Source organism: Georgenia satyanarayanai (genome assembly GCF_023715365.1).
GTDB classification, from domain to species: domain Bacteria; phylum Actinomycetota; class Actinomycetes; order Actinomycetales; family Actinomycetaceae; genus Oceanitalea; species Oceanitalea satyanarayanai_B.
Window position 1 is genome coordinate 41146 of sequence record NZ_JAMBNZ010000018.1, and the last position, 15071, is coordinate 56216.

Sequence of the window (15071 nt, forward strand, 5' to 3'; positions counted from 1 at the left end):
GCTCTCAGCACACGGGGCTCCCGGAGAGCCGGATAGCGCCCACGGCCGACCGACCGCCCCGTCGCCGCTGTCGGCGGGCCGTGCCACGATCGGGACATGACGGACACGACGACGCCGGACGAGCCGACCCGCACCCCCGAGGAGAACATCTCGCCTGCGCGCGCCCTCTGGGCCGAGCGCCAGGGCGGCCCTGAGTACATCGCCTACAACGGCCGTGGCGCGCAGGTGCGGATCGGCCGCGGCGACGCCGAGGGGGTCTTCTCCCCCGGCGAGCTGCTCAAGATCGCCCTCGCGGCGTGCACCGCGCTGTCCACCGACCACGTCCTGCGCAGCCGGCTCGGCGACGACTTCCCCGCCGTCGTCGGCGTCTCGTCCACCGGCGTGGAGGACGAGAACCGCTACGGGCACCTCGACGTGGAGCTCCTCCTCGACCTCGCCGAGCTCGACGAGGAGAAGCGCTCAACGCTCACCGAGCGGGTCGAGCGCACCTCCGGGCGCCAGTGCACCGTGGGGCGCACCCTCAAGGCCGGCGCCGCCTACGACGTCGCCATCGCCCACGAGCCGCTGCGGGGCCAGGCGTGAGCCGCCGCCGCCCCTCCTCGGAGGGCGTCGGCGGGGCCGAGCCCGCCGCCAACGCTCTCGAGCGACGCGTGGAGAAGGCTCTCGCCAGCGGGGCCGGCCGGTCCCGGGCGCTCGCCGAGAAGGTCGCCGCCGCCAACCCCGGAGCCTCGCCGGCCGACGTCGTCGCCCTCCTCGAGCGGCGCTACCGGCGCCGCGTGAGCCTGCTGAGCGCCGCCGTCGGACTCACCGCGGCCGTGCCGGGCGTCGGCACGGGCGTCGCCGCACTGCTCACCGCCGCCAACCTCGGCAGTTATCTGCGCGCGAGCACGACCTTCGTCGGGGCGGTCGCGCACGTGCACGGGGTGGACGTCGAGGACGTCGCCCGCCGGCGCACCATGCTGCTCGCCGCGCTCCTCGGACAGGACGGTGCCCACGCACTCCACGGCGAGCTCGGCGTGAGCACCCTCTACTGGGGGCGCGGCCTGCTCACCCGCCTGCCGCTCGGTACGGTCCGCGCCGCCAACAAGGGCCTCTCCCGTCGCCTCGTGCGCGCGGCGGCGGCGAAGGGCGGCGCCATGATGCTCGGACGGCTCGCCCCCTTCGGCATCGGCGCCGTCGTGGGTTGGTTCGTCGGCCGCCGGCTGGCCGGGCAGGTCGTCACCGGGTCGCGGGACGCCTTCGGGCCGGTGCCCGCGGACGCGACATTGCCGCAGGTCAACGCCTGAGTTGAGTCAGGCACACTCAACTCTTTCGCCCTTGGTGAACGATTCTGGCACTCTCCCTCGTCGAGTGCCAGAATCGAGTCAACGGCGCCCGGTCGGATCGGGTGCCTGACCGAGAAGGAGGGACTGAGATGGCTCACTTCACCGACCCGTTCCGCGAGATGGACCGCATGTTCAACACGGTGCTCCGGCAGGCCCCCGCCGCCACGGCGATGCCGCTGGACCTCTACCGCCGCGGCGAGACCTTCGTCGCGCAGATCGACCTGCCGGGCGTGGACCCGCAGACGATCGACATCGACGTCGAGGACCGCACGCTCACCGTCCGCGCCGAGCGCACGAGCATGGACGGCGAGGACGTCCAGTGGCTCTCCCACGAGCGGCCCACCGGTACCTTCGCCCGCCAGCTGGCGCTGGGCACCGGGCTCGCGGTCGACCGCATCGACGCCGACTACGCCGATGGCGTGCTCACCCTGACGATCCCGGTGGCCGAGGAGGCCAAGCCGCGCAAGATCCAGGTCGCGCACACCCCGCGCACCATCGAGCAGAGCGAGCAGAGCGAGCAGGAGCCCGCCACCGTCTGACGTGGCGCACAGGGCCGCCGTCCGGACCGGACGGCGGCCCTTCGGCTTACCATGGCGCGGTGACCACACCGCTCATCCCGACCCCCTACGAGGACCTCCTGCGGCACGTGCTCGAGCACGGCACGCCGAAGTCCGACCGCACCGGGACCGGCACGCGCAGCGTCTTCGGCCACCAGATGCGTTTCGACCTGCGGGCCGGTTTCCCCCTCGTCACGACCAAGCGGGTCTTCCTCCGCGGCGTGGTCGAGGAGCTGCTGTGGTTCCTGCGCGGTGAGCACAACGCCCGCCCCCTCCAGGAGAGGGGTGTGCACATCTGGGACGAGTGGGCCGCCGACGACGGCGAGCTCGGCCCGATCTACGGCTACCAGTGGCGCTCGTGGCCCACGCCGGACGGCGGGCACGTCGACCAGCTCTCCCAGGTGCTCGAGACCCTGCGCAGCAACCCCGACTCGCGCCGGATGATCGTCTCCGCGTGGAACGTCGCGGACCTCGACGCGATGGCGCTGGCCCCCTGCCACGCCTTCTTCCAGTTCTACGTCGCCGACGGGCGCCTCTCCCTCCAGCTCTACCAGCGCTCGGCGGACCTGTTCCTCGGCGTGCCGTTCAACATCGCCTCCTACGCCCTGCTCACCCACATGGTGGCCCAGCAGGTGGGCCTCGAGGTCGGGGACTTCGTGTGGACGGGCGGGGACTGCCACGTCTACGACAACCACGTCGAGCAGGTCCGCGAGCAGCTCTCCCGCGAGCCCTACCCGCTGCCCCGCCTCGAGCTGCGGAAGGCGCCCTCACTCTTCGAGTACACCTACGAGGACGTCGCGGTCCACGGCTACGAGCACCACCCCGCGATCAAGGCGCCGGTGGCGGTATGACCCTCGGGATGATCTGGGCCCAGGCCCACGAGCGCGTCATCGGCCGCGACAACGACCTCCCCTGGCACCTGCCCGAGGACCTGCGCCACTTCCGCAACACGACCGCGGGTGACGCCGTCGTCATGGGCCGTCGGCAGTGGGAGTCGCTGCCGGAGAAGATCCGCCCGCTGCCCGGGCGACGCAACGTCGTCCTCACCCGCAACCCCGACTTCGAGGCGCCGGGCGCCGAGGTGGTCGACAACCTCACCGCCGCGCTCGAGCTCGTCGCCGGTGAGAACGCGTGGATCTGCGGCGGCGCCCAGGTCTACGAGGCGGCCATCGCCCACGCCGACCTCCTCGTCGTCACCGAGATCGACCACGCGGTCGAGGGCGACACGTACGCGCCCCCGATCGGCCCGGAGTGGCAGGTCCGCGAGCAGGACCCCGACGACGGCGGCTGGCACGTCGCCGAGAACGGCATGCGCTTCCGCATCCTCACCTACCGCCGGCCCTGACCTCAGCCCGGCCCGATCCGCGGGAAGGGCTCGAGGGAGAAGACGAACTCGAGCGCGACGATCCGCGGGGCGAGGTGCCGGCTCGGGGCGTACTCCCCGGCCGTGGTCACGCCAGGACTGGAGCACGACGCCTATGTCGGCGCGCCAGGCCTCGTCACCGCGGGCGGGATCCTGGCCGAGCACGTGAACCCGTTCCCTCGATGACGGCGGAGCCGTTGCTGTCCATGTCCGTCGTCTGAGCGCGAGCGCGCCCCTCCTTGCGGCCGCCGCAGCCCGGTCCGCGACCGCAGACCCCCCAGCCGGCGACCGCAGGTGAAACTGACGACCGCGGGCGTCGTTTCACCCGCGGTCGTCACTCTCGCGTGCGCTCGACCAGGAGGCGGCCCTGTCCCGGCGGGCCCGGCCACCGCACGAGGACGCCGTGCCAGGTCAGGACGCGGAGGCGACCCGCCGGACGACGGCGTCGGCGACCGCGTCGGGGCTCAGCTCGGGCAGCCAGTGCCCACCGGGCAGCGGGAGGAACTCGTAGTCGCCGTACACGTAGTCGCTGGTGAGCTCGGCGGCCCGGCGGCCGAGGTAGGGGTCCGCCTCGCCCCACACGTACGTCGTCGGCACCCCGACGCGTCCGGCCCCCTCCCGGCTCAGCGGCACGCCGCGGTACCAGTTGAGCGCACCGCGCGCCGCCCCCGGCTCACGCATCCGCTCCTGGTAGTGCCTGGCCTGCTCCGCCGGCAGCCCGGCCGAGACGAGCATCCGCTCCAGGCGGGTGCGCAGGACGCGCTCGGGCAGTCCCGGCAGCTGGAAGAAGGCCATGTAGGAGGAACGCAGCGCCTGGTCCGAGCGCAGGAGCGACGCCGTGAGCGCCGCCGGGTGCGGGGTCGAGACGACTGTCAATGACGCGACCCGGTCCGGGTGCCGCGACCCGGCCATCCACGCGGCCCCACCGCCCCAGTCGTGGCCGACGACGTGCGCGCGGTCCACGCCCGCGTCGTCGAGCACCGCGACGACGTCCGCGACGAGGAGCTCCAGCCGGTACGCCGCCCGCGCCGCCGGGCGGGCGCCCGGCGAGTAGCCGCGCTGGTCCATCGTGATCGTCCGCAGCCCGGCCGCGTGGAGCCGTGGCACGACGTGCCGCCAGCTCGTCGAGTCCTGCGGGAAGCCGTGGAGGAGCAGCACCGGCGGGCCGCTGCCCTCGTCACGGACGTCGAAGGTGAGGCGGCCCCTGCGCACGCGTCGCTCCATGTCCCCACGGTAGGGGACCTCGGCCGATACGGTGAGGTCATGAACGGGCGGCAGGCGACGGCGCGGCGCCGTGCCCCCGGGACGGATCGCCCGCTGCTCCTGCCGCTCCTCGCGGCGCTCGTCGCGCTCGCCGTCGTCGCCGGGGCCGCCCTCGCCGGGCCGTGGCACGTCGCGCCGCGCGAGGTGCAGCTGCGCCCCGTCCCCGTCGAGCAGACGACGCCCCCGACGGCGGAGGAGGCCCAGGAGGAGCCACCGCCGGAGCCGACCGAGCGAGGCATCCCCGTCACGCTCATCCTCGCGGCCGTCGGCCTCCTCCTCCTCGCCCTCCTGCTCAGGGCGCTGCTGCGCCGGGCGACACTCGCCCGGGGCACCACCGGCACGCCCCACGAAGCGGCCCCCGGCACCGCCGTCGCGCCCACCGCCGTCGAGGCCGAGCCGGACCTGCCGGCCCTGCGCCGCGGCGTGGCCGCCGCCCGCGCGGTGCTCGCCTCCCGCGGGGAGCCCGACGACGCCGTCATCGCCGCCTGGCTCGAGCTCGAGGCCGCCGCGGCAAGCTCGGGCGTGGCACGCGCCCCCTCGGACACCCCCACCGAGCTCACCACCGCCGTCCTGGACGCCACGAGCGCCGACCCGGACGCCACCCGCCGCCTCCTGCGCCTCTACCACCGCGCCCGCTTCGCCCCGCATGCCGTCCTCACCGCCGAGGACGTCGCCGAGGCCGGCCGCTGCCTCGAGCGCCTCGCCGCCTCGTGGGAGCCGCGGTGAGCCGTGGCCGGGCCGCGGCCGCCGTCCTCGCGGTCGTCGCCGTCGCCGTCGCCATGTGGGGCATCGGCTTCGACGGCGTCAACATCGCCCTCGCCGCCGCGGCCACCGCCGTCGTCGCGACCGTCGTCGGCCACCGGGACCTGGGCCGCGACCACGTCCTGCCCCAGCTGCCCGCTGAGCAGCGCGGCGGCCACCGCCACGAGGTCTCCCAGCTGTCCTGGTCGCTCACCGACCGTGACGGGCGCGTCGGCGAGCGCGGCCTGCGCCAGCTCCGGGAGGTCGCCGCCGGCCGCCTCGCCCTCGCCGGCATCGACCCCGCCGACGACGACGCCGTGCGCGCCCACCTCGGCGAGCGTGCCTGGCGCACCCTGCGCGCCACGACGCCCCAGCCCGTGAGGGCGCTGGACGCCTGCCTGACCGCCCTCGAGAACCGGAGCCCCCGTGACTGACCAGCCCACCCCGATCCCCGCCCCGCTGCCCGTCGCCGAGGTCGCCACGCTCGGTGGTGACGTGCTGCGCGAGGTGGGCACCGCCGTCGTCGGGATGGCGCAGCCGCTGCGGCTGGCGCTGGCGGCGGTGCTCGCGGGCGGGCACGTGCTCTTCGAGGACGTCCCGGGGCTGGGCAAGACGCTGGCGGCAAGATCCCTGGCGACCGCGCTGGGCCTGGACTTCCGGCGGCTGCAGTGCACGCCGGACCTCCTGCCCGCGGACATCACCGGCTCCTACGTCTACGACCCGGCGACGGCGGGCTTCACCTTCCGCCCCGGCCCGGTCTTCACCGGGATCTTCCTCGCCGACGAGATCAACCGGACCGCGCCCAAGACGCAGTCCGCGCTGCTCGAGGCCATGGCCGAGCGCCAGGTGTCGGTCGAGGGGACGAGCTTCCCGCTGCCCGAGCCCTTCCACGTCATGGCCACGTCCAACCCCGTCGAGTACGAGGGGACCTACCCGCTGCCCGAGGCCCAGCTCGACCGCTTCATGGTGCGCCTGGCCGTCGGCTACCCCAGCGCGGAGGCCGAGGCGGACGTCCTCCACCGGCGGCTGGACCGGCGCCGCGAGCGCGCGGACGTCCGCCAGGTCGTCACGCCCGACCAGCTGCTCGCCATGCAGGCGGGTGTCGAGGCCGTCGCCGTCGACCCCGACGTCGTCGCCTACTGCGTGGCCCTGGCCGCGGCCACCCGCACGCACAGCGCCGTCGAGGTCGGGGCCTCCCCGCGCGGCTCCCAGGCGCTGCTCCTCGTGGGACGGGCGCTGGCCGTGCTCGACGGCCGCGACTTCGTCACCCCCGAGGACGTCAAGGCGGTGGCCGTGCCCGCCCTCGCGCACCGCCTCACCCTCACCGCGGCGGCGTGGGCGGGCGGCACGCAGCCGAGCAGCGTCGTCACCGCCCTGCTGTCCTCCGTCCCCGGCCCCGCCAGCACCCGGTGACCCGCTGGACCCCGCTCACCCACCTCACCGCCGGGCTCCTCCTGGGGGCGGGGGTGCTCGTCACGGGCGCGCTCGGCGGGCGCCCCGACGTCGCGGCGCTGGGTGTCGCGCCGCTCCTCACCGCGGTGTGGGGCTGGACCCGCCGTCCGCGGGACCCGCTGGAGGTGCAGGTGCGCGCCCCGCGGCAGCTCACCGCGAGCGCAGAGCTGCGCGCGCCGGCGCTGCTGCGCGCCCCGGAGGGTGCCGTCGCAGCCCGGCTGCGCTCCTCCAGCCCGGGCACCGAGCCCGACGAGTGTCTCGTCCGTCTCCTCCCGGGCGAGGTCCGTGAGGTGGCGCTCGCGACGACGAGCGTGCGCACCGGGGAGAACCAGCTCTTCCGCCTCGACGCCGTCGGGCTCGGCAGCGGGCACGTGACCGCGGGAGAGGTCCTCACGGTAGGACCGTCCTCCGTCCTCGTGCTGCCGGGACAGCCTCCGCTGGACCGGCTGCCGCTGCCCCCGCGGCTGCAGGGCCTCGTCGGCCCGCACGCCGCGCGGCGGATCGGGGACGGCGAGGAGCTCCACGACGTCAACCTCTTCACCGCCGGGGACCGGCTGCGCCGCATCGACTGGCGCACCAGCGCCCGCCGCGGCGTCCAGGACGGGCGCCTGCAGGACCTGTACGTGCGCCGCACCCAGTCGACCGCGGAGGCGACCGTCGTCCTCGTCATCGACTCCCGCGACGACGTCGGACCGGACGTCGCGACCTGGGCCGGCGGTCGCGCGGTGCTCACGAGCGACGTCACCTCCCTCGACATCGCCCGTGAGGCCGCGGCGTCCCTCGCGCGGGCCTACCTCGGGCAGGGCGACCGCGTGGGCCTGGAGGACCTCGGACTGCGACGGCGGCCCGTGCGCCCCGGCGGCGGGCGCCGGCACCTCGAGCGGGTCGTGCGGCGCCTGGCGCTGTCGGCGCCCGAGGGCACGCCCCGCCCCCGCGTACGCGCGCCGCAGGTGCCATCCGGCGCGCTCGTCGTCGTGCTGTCGACCTTCCTCGACGACGAGGCGGCGACGATGGCGCTGACGTGGCGGCACGCCGGCCACCGGGTGGTCGCGGTCGACGTGCTGCCGCCGGTGCGCGGGGCGCAGATGTCGGTGCGGCTCCTCATGGCCTACCGGATGGTCTCGCTGCAGCGCGAGGACCGGCTCACCACCCTGCGCCGCGGTGGCGTGGAGGTCGTGCGCTGGGCGGCGGACGGTCCACCGCCCAGCGGTGGGCGGGCCCAGCTCGCCACCCTCGCCCGCCGTCGCCACGGGGCGCCGCGATGAGCCCGCTGCAGCGGCTGCTCGAGCGCGTGCGCGCCGCCCTCCCCCGGCCCGACGGCTCTCTCACCGTCGGGCGCCCGCGGGCGCCCCGGCGGCCACGGACGGCGCTGCGCACCGGCCCAGCCGTGCCCGCCCTCGTGCTGCGCGCGGCGCTCCTCGCGCTCGTCACCGGCGCCGGCGCGGTCGTGGCCGGCAGCCCGACGGAGCTGGCCGTGGCGGCGGCGCTCGGCGTGGCTGTGGCGGTGCGCCCGCACGCCGCGCTGCTCGCGATCACGGTCGCCGTCCTCGTGGCCATGCGCGCGCTCACCCCCGGCCCGTGGTGGGCCCTCGTGCTGCTCGCCGCGCTCAGCCACGCCGCCCTGCGCGTCGGTGCCCTCGCCGACGCGGTGTCCTGGCGCGGGCGGGTGGAGGTGGCCGTCCTGCGCGACGCGCTGCCCGGGTTCCTCGCCGTCCAGGCGCTCGCGCAGGTGGCCGTCGTCCTTGCCCTCGTGCTCGACGGCGCCGCCCCCGTCCCGTGGCTCGTCGTCCTCGCCGTCGCGGGCCTGGCCGTCCTTGGCTGGGTCCTCGTCTGCGACCTCCGCGCCCGCCCGTAGGCGGGGCGGGGCCGGTCAGGTCGCCCGCGCGAGGCGGCCGCCGACCGTGAGCCGGACGACGGCGTCCAGGCCCAGCCGCTCGAGGAAGGCGCCGTCGTGGCTGACGACGAGCAGCGCGCCCCGGTAGGCGCCCAGGGCGGCGACGAGCTGGTCGACGGTGGGGATGTCAAGGTCGTTCGTCCGTCGAGGACGAGCGGCTCCGGCGGCGGGTCGGTGAGCAGGACGCGGGCGCGCGTGGAGCCACGCGAGCCGGTTGCGCCCCCCCCTTCCGGGGCGCGGGGGAGAAGGTAGCCGACGCGGGGGCCGCGCTGCGCGCGGCGCGGAGCGTCTTCCTCGCCGACCGGTTCTTCCCGCTGCCCGCCCCGGTCTGGTCCGGGGCGGGCCACCGTGCCGTAATGTCGCCCTCGTGGATGTCCTCGAGCGCAACAACGTCCGGGTGAGCGGCACTGCAGACGGCCCCACCATGGTGCTGGCGCACGGCTTCGGCTGCGACCAGCAGATGTGGCACCTCGTCGTCCCTCACTTCGAGGCGACGCACCGGGTGGTGCTCTTCGACCACGTCGGCGCCGGTGGCTCCGACACGGCCGCCTACGACGCCGCCCGCCACGCCCACCTCGAGGGTTACGCGCAGGACGTCGTCGAGATCATCGAGGCACTCGACGCGGGGCCGGTCGTCCTCGTCGGCCACTCCGTGAGCGCGATGATCGGCCTCCTCGCCGCCCGCGCGCGGCCCGAGCTCGTCGACCGGCTCGTTCTCGTAGGCCCCAGCCCCCGGTACATCGACGACGGCGACTACCGCGGCGGCTTCAGCCAGGAGGAGATCGACGAGCTTCTCGAGACGATGGACGACAACTACCTCGGCTGGTCGGCCCACATCGCCCCGGTCATCATGGGCGTGCCCGACCGCCCCGAGCTCGGTGAGGAGCTCACGGCGAGCTTCTGCCGCACCGACCCCGTCCTCGCGCGCCGCTTCGCCCGCACCACCTTCCTCTCCGACAACCGGGCGGACCTGCCGGAGGTCGCCACGCCCGCGCTCGTCGTCCAGTGCCGCGAGGACGTCATCGCACCCATGGAGGTGGGCGAGTACGTCCGCGACCACCTTCCCAACAGCGACTTCGCCGTCCTCGACGCCGTGGGGCACTGCCCCAACCTCAGCGCCCCGGACCAGCTCGTCGCGGCGATGAAGGCGTACCTGCCGGCGTGAACGACCGTGCCGCCGCCTGGGACGAGGCGCCGTGCGGCCTGCTCCTCCTGGCTGACGACGGCACGGTCCTCGACGCCAACGCGACCTTCCTCCAGTGGGCCGGGCGGCCCGCAGGCGAGGTGCTCGGGCGGGTGCGCCTGAGCCAGCTCCTCTCGGTGGGCGGCCGGATCTACTGGGAGACCCACCTGTCCCCGCTGCTGCACGTCGAGGGCCGGGCCGAGGAGGTGGCGCTCGAGCTGCGTGGCCCGGGCGGCCGCGTCCCCGTGCTCGTGACCGCCGTCGCGGCCCCCGACGGCCGCGTGCGGGTCTCCGTCTCCAGCGCGCGCGACCGCTCCCGCTACGAGCGCGAGCTGCTGGCCGCGCGCAAGGAGGCCGAGTCCGCCGCCGAACGTACGCGGCTGCTCCAGGACGTCACCGCCGCCCTGTCGGCCGCGGTCGGCCGGGAGGGGGTGGCCGCTGCCCTGTTGCGCACCACCCCCTCCCTCGCCGCACGCGCGGCGACGTGCTGGCTCACCGACCCCGCGGGCCGACTGATCGCCCACTCGGGCACGGGCGAGGAGGCCGGCAGCACCGGCCCGCTGCCCGTGCGCTCGTGGCCGCGCGCCGCGGTCGTCGCCGACGGCCGTGTCCTCGTCCCGCTCCACGGGCAGTCGGGCCTGCACGGGGTGCTGTCTCTCGAGCCCGACGACGGCGCCGGCGCCGAGCCACCGGACCTCGCCATGCTCACCGCCGTCGGGCAGCAGGCGGGCGCCGCCCTGGACCGCGCCGGTCTCTTCGACCGCAGCGCCGCGATCTCCCACCAACTCCAACAGGCGCTCCTCACCGCTCCCCTGCCGCAGGACGAGCGCGTGGACGTGACGACGGCGTACCGCCCGGGCGTGGAGTCCCTCGAGGTGGGCGGGGACTGGCACGACGCCTTCCACCTCGACGACGACGTCCTCGGGGTCGCCATCGGCGACGTCGTGGGCCGCGGGCTGGACGCCGCCATCGCCATGGGACAGCTGCGCAGCGCCGTCCGCGCGCTCGCCGGTCCCGACGTCGGCCCCGCCCGGGTGCTCGGCGCTCTGGACACCTTCGTCCAGCGCGTCCCGGACTCCACGTCCGCCACCGTCCTCTACGGCGAGCTCGACCTCCTCACGGGGCGCTTCCGCTTCGCCTGCGCCGGCCACCTGCCGCCGCTGCTCCTCGAGCGCGACGGCACGCCCCGGCTCGTGTGGGACGGGCGCTCCACGCCCCTCGGGCTCAACGTGCCCGGCAGCGAGCGCCCGGAGGCGTCCGTGGACCTCGCCCCGGGTGACCGGCTCCTCCTGTACACCGACGGGCTCGTGGAGCGGCGCGATCGCCCGCTGCCCACCCGGCTCGACGAGCTCGTCGCCGTGGGCGCGCAGAGCCGGACGCTCGAGCCGGGCGCGGCGGTGCGCACGGTGACCGAGCGGATGCTCCCGCCCGGGGAGGGCCACGACGACGTCTGCCTGCTCCTGCTCACCTGGCGCGGTACCGCCTGACCCGCCGGTGCCCAGCGCCTGGGGAACGCAGAAGGCCCGGACCTGATGGTCCGGGCCTTCTCCTGGTAGCGGGGGCAGGATTTGAACCTGCGACCTCCGGAACGAATCAAGGGCCTTCCGGCTATCGCCGATCGGCGCGGGAAACAGCGGATTCGCTTGTGTTGTCGAGGAAGTCTCCTCGCTGGCACCTCCGACTCTACCCGGTCTGTGACGGTCTGTGACGGCTCAATCTGGAGGGTAAGTGGAGGGCGGCTCGACTGCTGGCGCTTCAGCGATCTTGCCGACTGCCAGCGTCCCCAGGATCCAGGCCAGCGCCACTTTTGCCGTGCGGGGCTTACAGCTGCAGGTGGAGGCGAAGTGCGTCGTCGAGGTGGGCCATGACGTCGGCGGGGGCTCGTCCGATGACGGCGCCGAGGCGCTCGACTGCGATGGAGCGGACTTGCTCGGCCTGGGCCTTGGAGTCCTGCCGGAGGCCGGTCGCGGCTGCGGGCAGGAGGGTTTGGAAGGGGAAGATCCGGTCGGTGTTGCTGGTGACCGGCACCACGGTGACAACTCCGCGGCGGAGACGAGCCGCGGTCGCGTTCGCCCGGTCATTGCTGACGATCACCGCAGGACGACGACTGTTGGCCTCGCTCCCACGAACGGGCTCCAGATCGACGAGCCGGATCTCACCGCGCAACATCAGCGATCGATCCCGTCGGCCGCGGTCGTGTCCCACGCCGATTGATCGCCCGAGGCTTCCCACTCCTGCCACGCGGCTTCGTAGTCCTGTTCCAAGTCGGGCAAGCGCAGCATCCGCACAGCGTGTTGCAACGCAGCCGACCTCGAGGGCAGGCCAGCGGTGCGGGCGTACTCGTCGAGGATTGCCACATCCTCCTCGGGCAGACTGACACTGAGTTTCATACCGCAATGCTACCGCAGTACTACCACGAGTCGACAGAGCAGTTCTCGTACTCGCGATGGACGCGCGGGCGTCGCGCGCAAAGCGTGCGTCGAGGGGCGTCCGGTGTAACTGCCAGCGCTGCCGGCCGCCCCGCTGGACGATCGTCTATCAGCACAGCGGTTGCGCTCTCGGTTGGCATGCTGCGCCGAGACGGGGCACAGCATGCGAGGCTGCGGCCAGATGAAGACGGTGAGGAGGAGGGACAGGTGGACGCGGCAATAGTCGGCGTAATCGTCGGAGGCGTGCTTGGCGTCGGGGGGACGCTCGGCGCACAACTCCTGGCCAACGTGACACAGAGGGAGTCGCGGCGCCGTGCGGAACTGCTGCCCATCGCTGCAAGGGCACTCAAGGCCGCCCAGGATTCGTGGGAAATGATGCGGGGAAATGCCATTTGGACTCACCGCGGAGGCGAGAGCGCTGCTGGAATGTCGGCGGCGGACTACTTGATCCGGTACACCGAGGCGCACGATCGTCTGACCCTGGCACTCGACGAGTTGACCCTGCTCGTGCCGGGCATCGACCCAGCGGCAGAAGAGCTGCGCGAGACCTTGGCGCTCGGCACGCTGCTGCCCGGCGACCAGCACAGAGTGCAGGAGCAAGCGTACAAACGCGCCCGCGGAGCACTCCATGATCGACTGCGGAGATTCCTTGACACGTGAGCTCGTGAGCATCCCTCCGGGCACGTGCCGCATGACCAACCAGCCGCAGGTCCCTCCGTACGGGTCGTAATCCCTCCTCGAAGCGGAGGCCGGCTATGTTCCGCAGGGGGTCCCGCTACGGGATCGGCACGGGGAGCGTGACGAGTACGGGGTCCGCGTGCGACGACGCCACGCACACCCCCGGAGCAGCGTCAGAACTGAACGCCGTCGTGCGGCTGATGACCGATGCGCGCGAGCAACTGCTCGCCGAGCACGACATCGTGCGGCAGCCATTTCAACTCCAGGGCGTCCGCCTCAATGCCATGGCGCCGGAGGACGGCAGCAAGCGAGGCCCAGTGGCCTGTCTCCATGTCCTCCTGCGAGTGCCCATCGTATGGCTCGTCCGGGCCGACAATCATGCGTGTCGTGTCCGCGATCTCCTCGACCGAAGTGGCCGCTCAGATGTTGGGCGGGCCCGAGGCGCTCCAGCCTCTGTCAGCCAGGAGCAGGACCCGGCTGCCTTCCATGAGGACGGCCTCGTGGTGCGCCGATACCGACAGCTGCCGAGGGTCAGCGACAGGGTCATCGACCTCGACGTACGTCACCAAGCGAGTCACGTGGACCATTTACCCATCATGCCGCTCGCGTCCATGTGTTGGAGTTCCGCTGACCCATCCTCGACCGGCTCAGGGTACGCCAATCCCGAACGTCACTGTTCGTTAGTCTCGACTGTCATCTTAGGCATCCCGGGCGTCCAGGCGTTTAGACGTCGAGTGCCTCCTCGCTACCTGTCACGTCAGTTAGCCAATCAAGGCATGAGCGATCAGGTAACCGAGCCCGGCGCCGACGCCGAATGCCAAGACAGTGAGCGGCCACCTGACGGCCGCGGTTATCGAAGACCTTCTGAGGGCCAAATACGCCAGGCCAGCCATTACCCAAGCCAAACCTCCCGCCGTATAGACCACGCCACCGTCGGTATTCGATCCGAAGGCTGACCATAGTGCGCCCATGACAGCCATCAGGGCCCACATTCCTATGAATATCACGAGGACTACGGTCGGAGGTTTCGTTCGCTCTGGTTCTCGATCCACGTCGCCTCCTCGCTCCGATATCTGGCTCAATCGTTCCCCCCCCCCGGCTTCAGGCCGCCGCCCCTAAAGTGTCCGGCCTAGTGGCTACGAAGTTACCCGACGCAGCCAGCTCCGGTCTCACGATCCGACCTGATGCTCACATTGCGTTCCCCGGTAACCGATCCTGGAACGGCACGGATGGAGCGGAACTCCTCTCCAGCCAGCACCTGCCTAGCGTTTCGGCCGTGCCCGGAACGCCTGGACCAGCATCGCTATGCCCGAACCGACGCCAATGAAACCGAACGCGGTGGGGCCGAGGGGCAGGACCATGCCCCTCCCCGCGTCGGGGTTCATGAACGCCCAGATACCACTGCCGATGAAGAGGAATCCGGCGACTAGCAATACAAGCCAGGCGTTCTTCTTTTGTTTAGTCTCTTACACTTCAGTCACTCCTACGGTGCCATCGCCGATCGGACCCGCCGGGTAGAAGGCCGCACGCGAAGCGTCTCGCAGCCACGGCGCTGCGGCTCGCCGCTCTGACGGAACGACCACCGGCCGACCGTAACAGACCTGGAACAACCCCGCTCGGGGGATGATGGCTCATTCCTACTCAGCGGTGCAGTGACATCTCGCAACGGGATCGGTCCACGGGACGTCGGTCGGATCGGCCGCGAGCGGAGTTATTCGGCCCCCCTACTGGGACCCGTCTGCGCGGGTCGACCTCTCACCGCGGGCGGCGTCTCGCTGATCGACCATGTCGTCGCGTTCGTGAAGGGCTGAAGCGGTCTCTCGTCGTGACTCTTTGAGTCCACGGCGCGCGGCGTGCCCCCTACGTGAGGAGCGTCGCGCGCCAGACCACAGGGGACAGATCCCGAGCATTGCAACCGCACCCACCACGATGCCGTAGAGGAAGAGGGTTCCGGTGGTACCGGCCACCTCAAATCCGAAGACCGAGAAGCTGTCCGTCAACGTGTGGGCACTGTCCGCGTTGGTGAGAACCCCAGCCACGCCGATTATCAAGGCGGCCACTAGCCCGGATCTTTCATGAGGCGGCCGTGGTCGGTGGGAGCTGCGTGAAGCGCCGGCCTGAGGTCGATTCTGTCAGTTGGGTGTGACAGTGGCCCGGGTCTCGCCTCGGGTGGGCGCCGGTTCCGG

Annotated in this window: 17 protein-coding genes and 1 pseudogene; 13 read left to right on the forward strand and 5 right to left on the reverse strand. The window is 73.0% G+C overall.

The window, feature by feature from the left end; translation table 11 throughout:
• Window positions 1-96 precede the first annotated feature (96 nt).
• The 5 genes from M3148_RS15970 to M3148_RS15990 all read left to right on the forward strand — a co-directional run bounded on the left by M3148_RS15970 (window position 97) and on the right by M3148_RS15990 (window position 3227).
• Window positions 97-582 (forward strand): OsmC family protein, encoded by a 486-nt coding sequence (locus tag M3148_RS15970; protein ID WP_251305724.1) that lies wholly within the window; start codon window positions 97-99, stop codon window positions 580-582.
• Window positions 579-1286, forward strand: coding sequence for a hypothetical protein (locus tag M3148_RS15975; protein ID WP_251305725.1), 708 nt, complete (start codon window positions 579-581; stop codon window positions 1284-1286). Before M3148_RS15970 ends, M3148_RS15975 begins: the two co-directional genes overlap by 4 nt.
• 128 nt (window positions 1287-1414) lie before the next feature.
• Window positions 1415-1864 carry an Hsp20/alpha crystallin family protein gene (locus M3148_RS15980; protein ID WP_251305726.1) on the forward strand — a complete coding sequence of 150 codons (450 nt, stop codon included), beginning with the start codon at window positions 1415-1417 and terminating at the stop codon, window positions 1862-1864.
• 59 nt (window positions 1865-1923) lie between these two features.
• Window positions 1924-2733, forward strand: a complete 810-nt coding sequence (locus tag M3148_RS15985; protein ID WP_308203261.1) for a thymidylate synthase — start codon at window positions 1924-1926, stop codon at window positions 2731-2733.
• An 8-nt stretch (window positions 2734-2741) separates the two neighbouring features.
• Window positions 2742-3227 carry a dihydrofolate reductase gene (locus M3148_RS15990; RefSeq protein ID WP_285885033.1) on the forward strand — a complete coding sequence of 162 codons (486 nt, stop codon included), beginning with the start codon at window positions 2742-2744 and terminating at the stop codon, window positions 3225-3227.
• A gap of 429 nt (window positions 3228-3656) precedes the next feature.
• Here the strand turns inward: M3148_RS15990 and M3148_RS15995 are convergent, their stop codons facing one another.
• Complete coding sequence (locus tag M3148_RS15995; RefSeq protein WP_251305728.1) at window positions 3657-4469, reverse strand: alpha/beta fold hydrolase; 813 nt, start codon at window positions 4467-4469, stop codon at window positions 3657-3659.
• Between the two features lie 39 nt (window positions 4470-4508).
• Here M3148_RS15995 and M3148_RS18045 point away from each other — a divergent pair, with 39 nt between their 5' ends.
• Genes M3148_RS18045 through M3148_RS16025 form a run of 5 tightly spaced genes read left to right on the forward strand, consistent with a single transcriptional unit; the run spans window position 4509 to window position 8556 of the window.
• Complete coding sequence (locus M3148_RS18045) at window positions 4509-5234, forward strand: DUF4129 domain-containing protein (protein ID WP_285885035.1); 726 nt, start codon at window positions 4509-4511, stop codon at window positions 5232-5234.
• Complete coding sequence (locus tag M3148_RS16010) at window positions 5231-5683, forward strand: hypothetical protein (protein WP_251305729.1); 453 nt, start codon at window positions 5231-5233, stop codon at window positions 5681-5683. Before M3148_RS18045 ends, M3148_RS16010 begins: the two co-directional genes overlap by 4 nt.
• Window positions 5676-6662 carry an AAA family ATPase gene (locus M3148_RS16015; protein WP_251305730.1) on the forward strand — a complete coding sequence of 329 codons (987 nt, stop codon included), beginning with the start codon at window positions 5676-5678 and terminating at the stop codon, window positions 6660-6662. Before M3148_RS16010 ends, M3148_RS16015 begins: the two co-directional genes overlap by 8 nt.
• Entirely contained in the window at window positions 6659-7966 is a 1308-nt protein-coding gene (locus M3148_RS16020) for a DUF58 domain-containing protein (RefSeq protein WP_251305731.1), read from the forward strand. Before M3148_RS16015 ends, M3148_RS16020 begins: the two co-directional genes overlap by 4 nt.
• Window positions 7963-8556: a hypothetical protein gene (locus tag M3148_RS16025; RefSeq protein WP_251305732.1), complete on the forward strand. Its 594-nt coding sequence runs from the start codon at window positions 7963-7965 to the stop codon at window positions 8554-8556. The genes M3148_RS16020 and M3148_RS16025 overlap by 4 nt, the downstream gene beginning before the upstream one ends.
• Window positions 8557-8571: 15 nt before the next feature.
• Here M3148_RS16025 and M3148_RS16030 read toward each other — a convergent pair.
• Window positions 8572-8786 (reverse strand): annotated as a pseudogene (locus M3148_RS16030) (ABC transporter ATP-binding protein); the annotation flags it as partial.
• Between the two features lie 233 nt (window positions 8787-9019).
• On the opposite strand from M3148_RS16030, the gene M3148_RS16035 reads away from it, so the two are divergent.
• Both M3148_RS16035 and M3148_RS18380 read left to right on the forward strand, forming a co-directional pair.
• The gene (locus M3148_RS16035) at window positions 9020-9760 is read left to right on the forward strand and encodes an alpha/beta fold hydrolase (protein WP_251305740.1); all 741 of its coding nucleotides are present in this window, start codon (window positions 9020-9022) and stop codon (window positions 9758-9760) included.
• Complete coding sequence (locus tag M3148_RS18380) at window positions 9757-11265, forward strand: SpoIIE family protein phosphatase (RefSeq protein WP_251305733.1); 1509 nt, start codon at window positions 9757-9759, stop codon at window positions 11263-11265. Before M3148_RS16035 ends, M3148_RS18380 begins: the two co-directional genes overlap by 4 nt.
• 334 nt (window positions 11266-11599) lie before the next feature.
• Here M3148_RS18380 and M3148_RS16045 read toward each other — a convergent pair whose 3' ends face one another.
• Both M3148_RS16045 and M3148_RS16050 read right to left on the reverse strand, forming a co-directional pair.
• Window positions 11600-11947: a type II toxin-antitoxin system PemK/MazF family toxin gene (locus M3148_RS16045; RefSeq protein WP_285885037.1), complete on the reverse strand. Its 348-nt coding sequence runs from the start codon at window positions 11945-11947 to the stop codon at window positions 11600-11602.
• The gene (locus M3148_RS16050; RefSeq protein ID WP_251305734.1) at window positions 11947-12168 is read right to left on the reverse strand and encodes a ribbon-helix-helix domain-containing protein; all 222 of its coding nucleotides are present in this window, start codon (window positions 12166-12168) and stop codon (window positions 11947-11949) included. The genes M3148_RS16045 and M3148_RS16050 overlap by 1 nt, the downstream gene beginning before the upstream one ends.
• 246 nt (window positions 12169-12414) lie before the next feature.
• Here M3148_RS16050 and M3148_RS16055 point away from each other — a divergent pair, with 246 nt between their 5' ends.
• Window positions 12415-12867 carry a hypothetical protein gene (locus M3148_RS16055; RefSeq protein ID WP_251305735.1) on the forward strand — a complete coding sequence of 151 codons (453 nt, stop codon included), beginning with the start codon at window positions 12415-12417 and terminating at the stop codon, window positions 12865-12867.
• A 191-nt stretch (window positions 12868-13058) separates the two neighbouring features.
• On the opposite strand, the gene M3148_RS16060 is transcribed toward M3148_RS16055, so the two are convergent.
• Complete coding sequence (locus M3148_RS16060; RefSeq protein ID WP_251305736.1) at window positions 13059-13217, reverse strand: hypothetical protein; 159 nt, start codon at window positions 13215-13217, stop codon at window positions 13059-13061.
• Window positions 13218-15071 lie beyond the last annotated feature (1854 nt).

Excerpts from the sequence above, each read along its gene's own strand:
- M3148_RS15970 (WP_251305724.1), top strand. The coding sequence starts at position 97 with ATGACGGACACGACGACGCCGGACGAGCCGACCCGCACCCCCGAGGAG.
- M3148_RS15980 (WP_251305726.1), top strand. The coding sequence starts at position 1,415 with ATGGCTCACTTCACCGACCCGTTCCGCGAGATGGACCGCATGTTCAAC.
- M3148_RS15990 (WP_285885033.1), top strand. The coding sequence starts at position 2,742 with ATGATCTGGGCCCAGGCCCACGAGCGCGTCATCGGCCGCGACAACGAC.
- M3148_RS15995 (WP_251305728.1), bottom strand. The coding sequence starts at position 4,469 with ATGGAGCGACGCGTGCGCAGGGGCCGCCTCACCTTCGACGTCCGTGAC.
- M3148_RS18045 (WP_285885035.1), top strand. The coding sequence starts at position 4,509 with ATGAACGGGCGGCAGGCGACGGCGCGGCGCCGTGCCCCCGGGACGGAT.
- M3148_RS16025 (WP_251305732.1), top strand. The coding sequence starts at position 7,963 with ATGAGCCCGCTGCAGCGGCTGCTCGAGCGCGTGCGCGCCGCCCTCCCC.
- M3148_RS16035 (WP_251305740.1), top strand. The coding sequence starts at position 9,020 with ATGGTGCTGGCGCACGGCTTCGGCTGCGACCAGCAGATGTGGCACCTC.
- M3148_RS16045 (WP_285885037.1), bottom strand. The coding sequence starts at position 11,947 with ATGTTGCGCGGTGAGATCCGGCTCGTCGATCTGGAGCCCGTTCGTGGG.
- M3148_RS16050 (WP_251305734.1), bottom strand. The coding sequence starts at position 12,168 with ATGAAACTCAGTGTCAGTCTGCCCGAGGAGGATGTGGCAATCCTCGAC.
- M3148_RS16060 (WP_251305736.1), bottom strand. The coding sequence starts at position 13,217 with ATGGAGACAGGCCACTGGGCCTCGCTTGCTGCCGTCCTCCGGCGCCAT.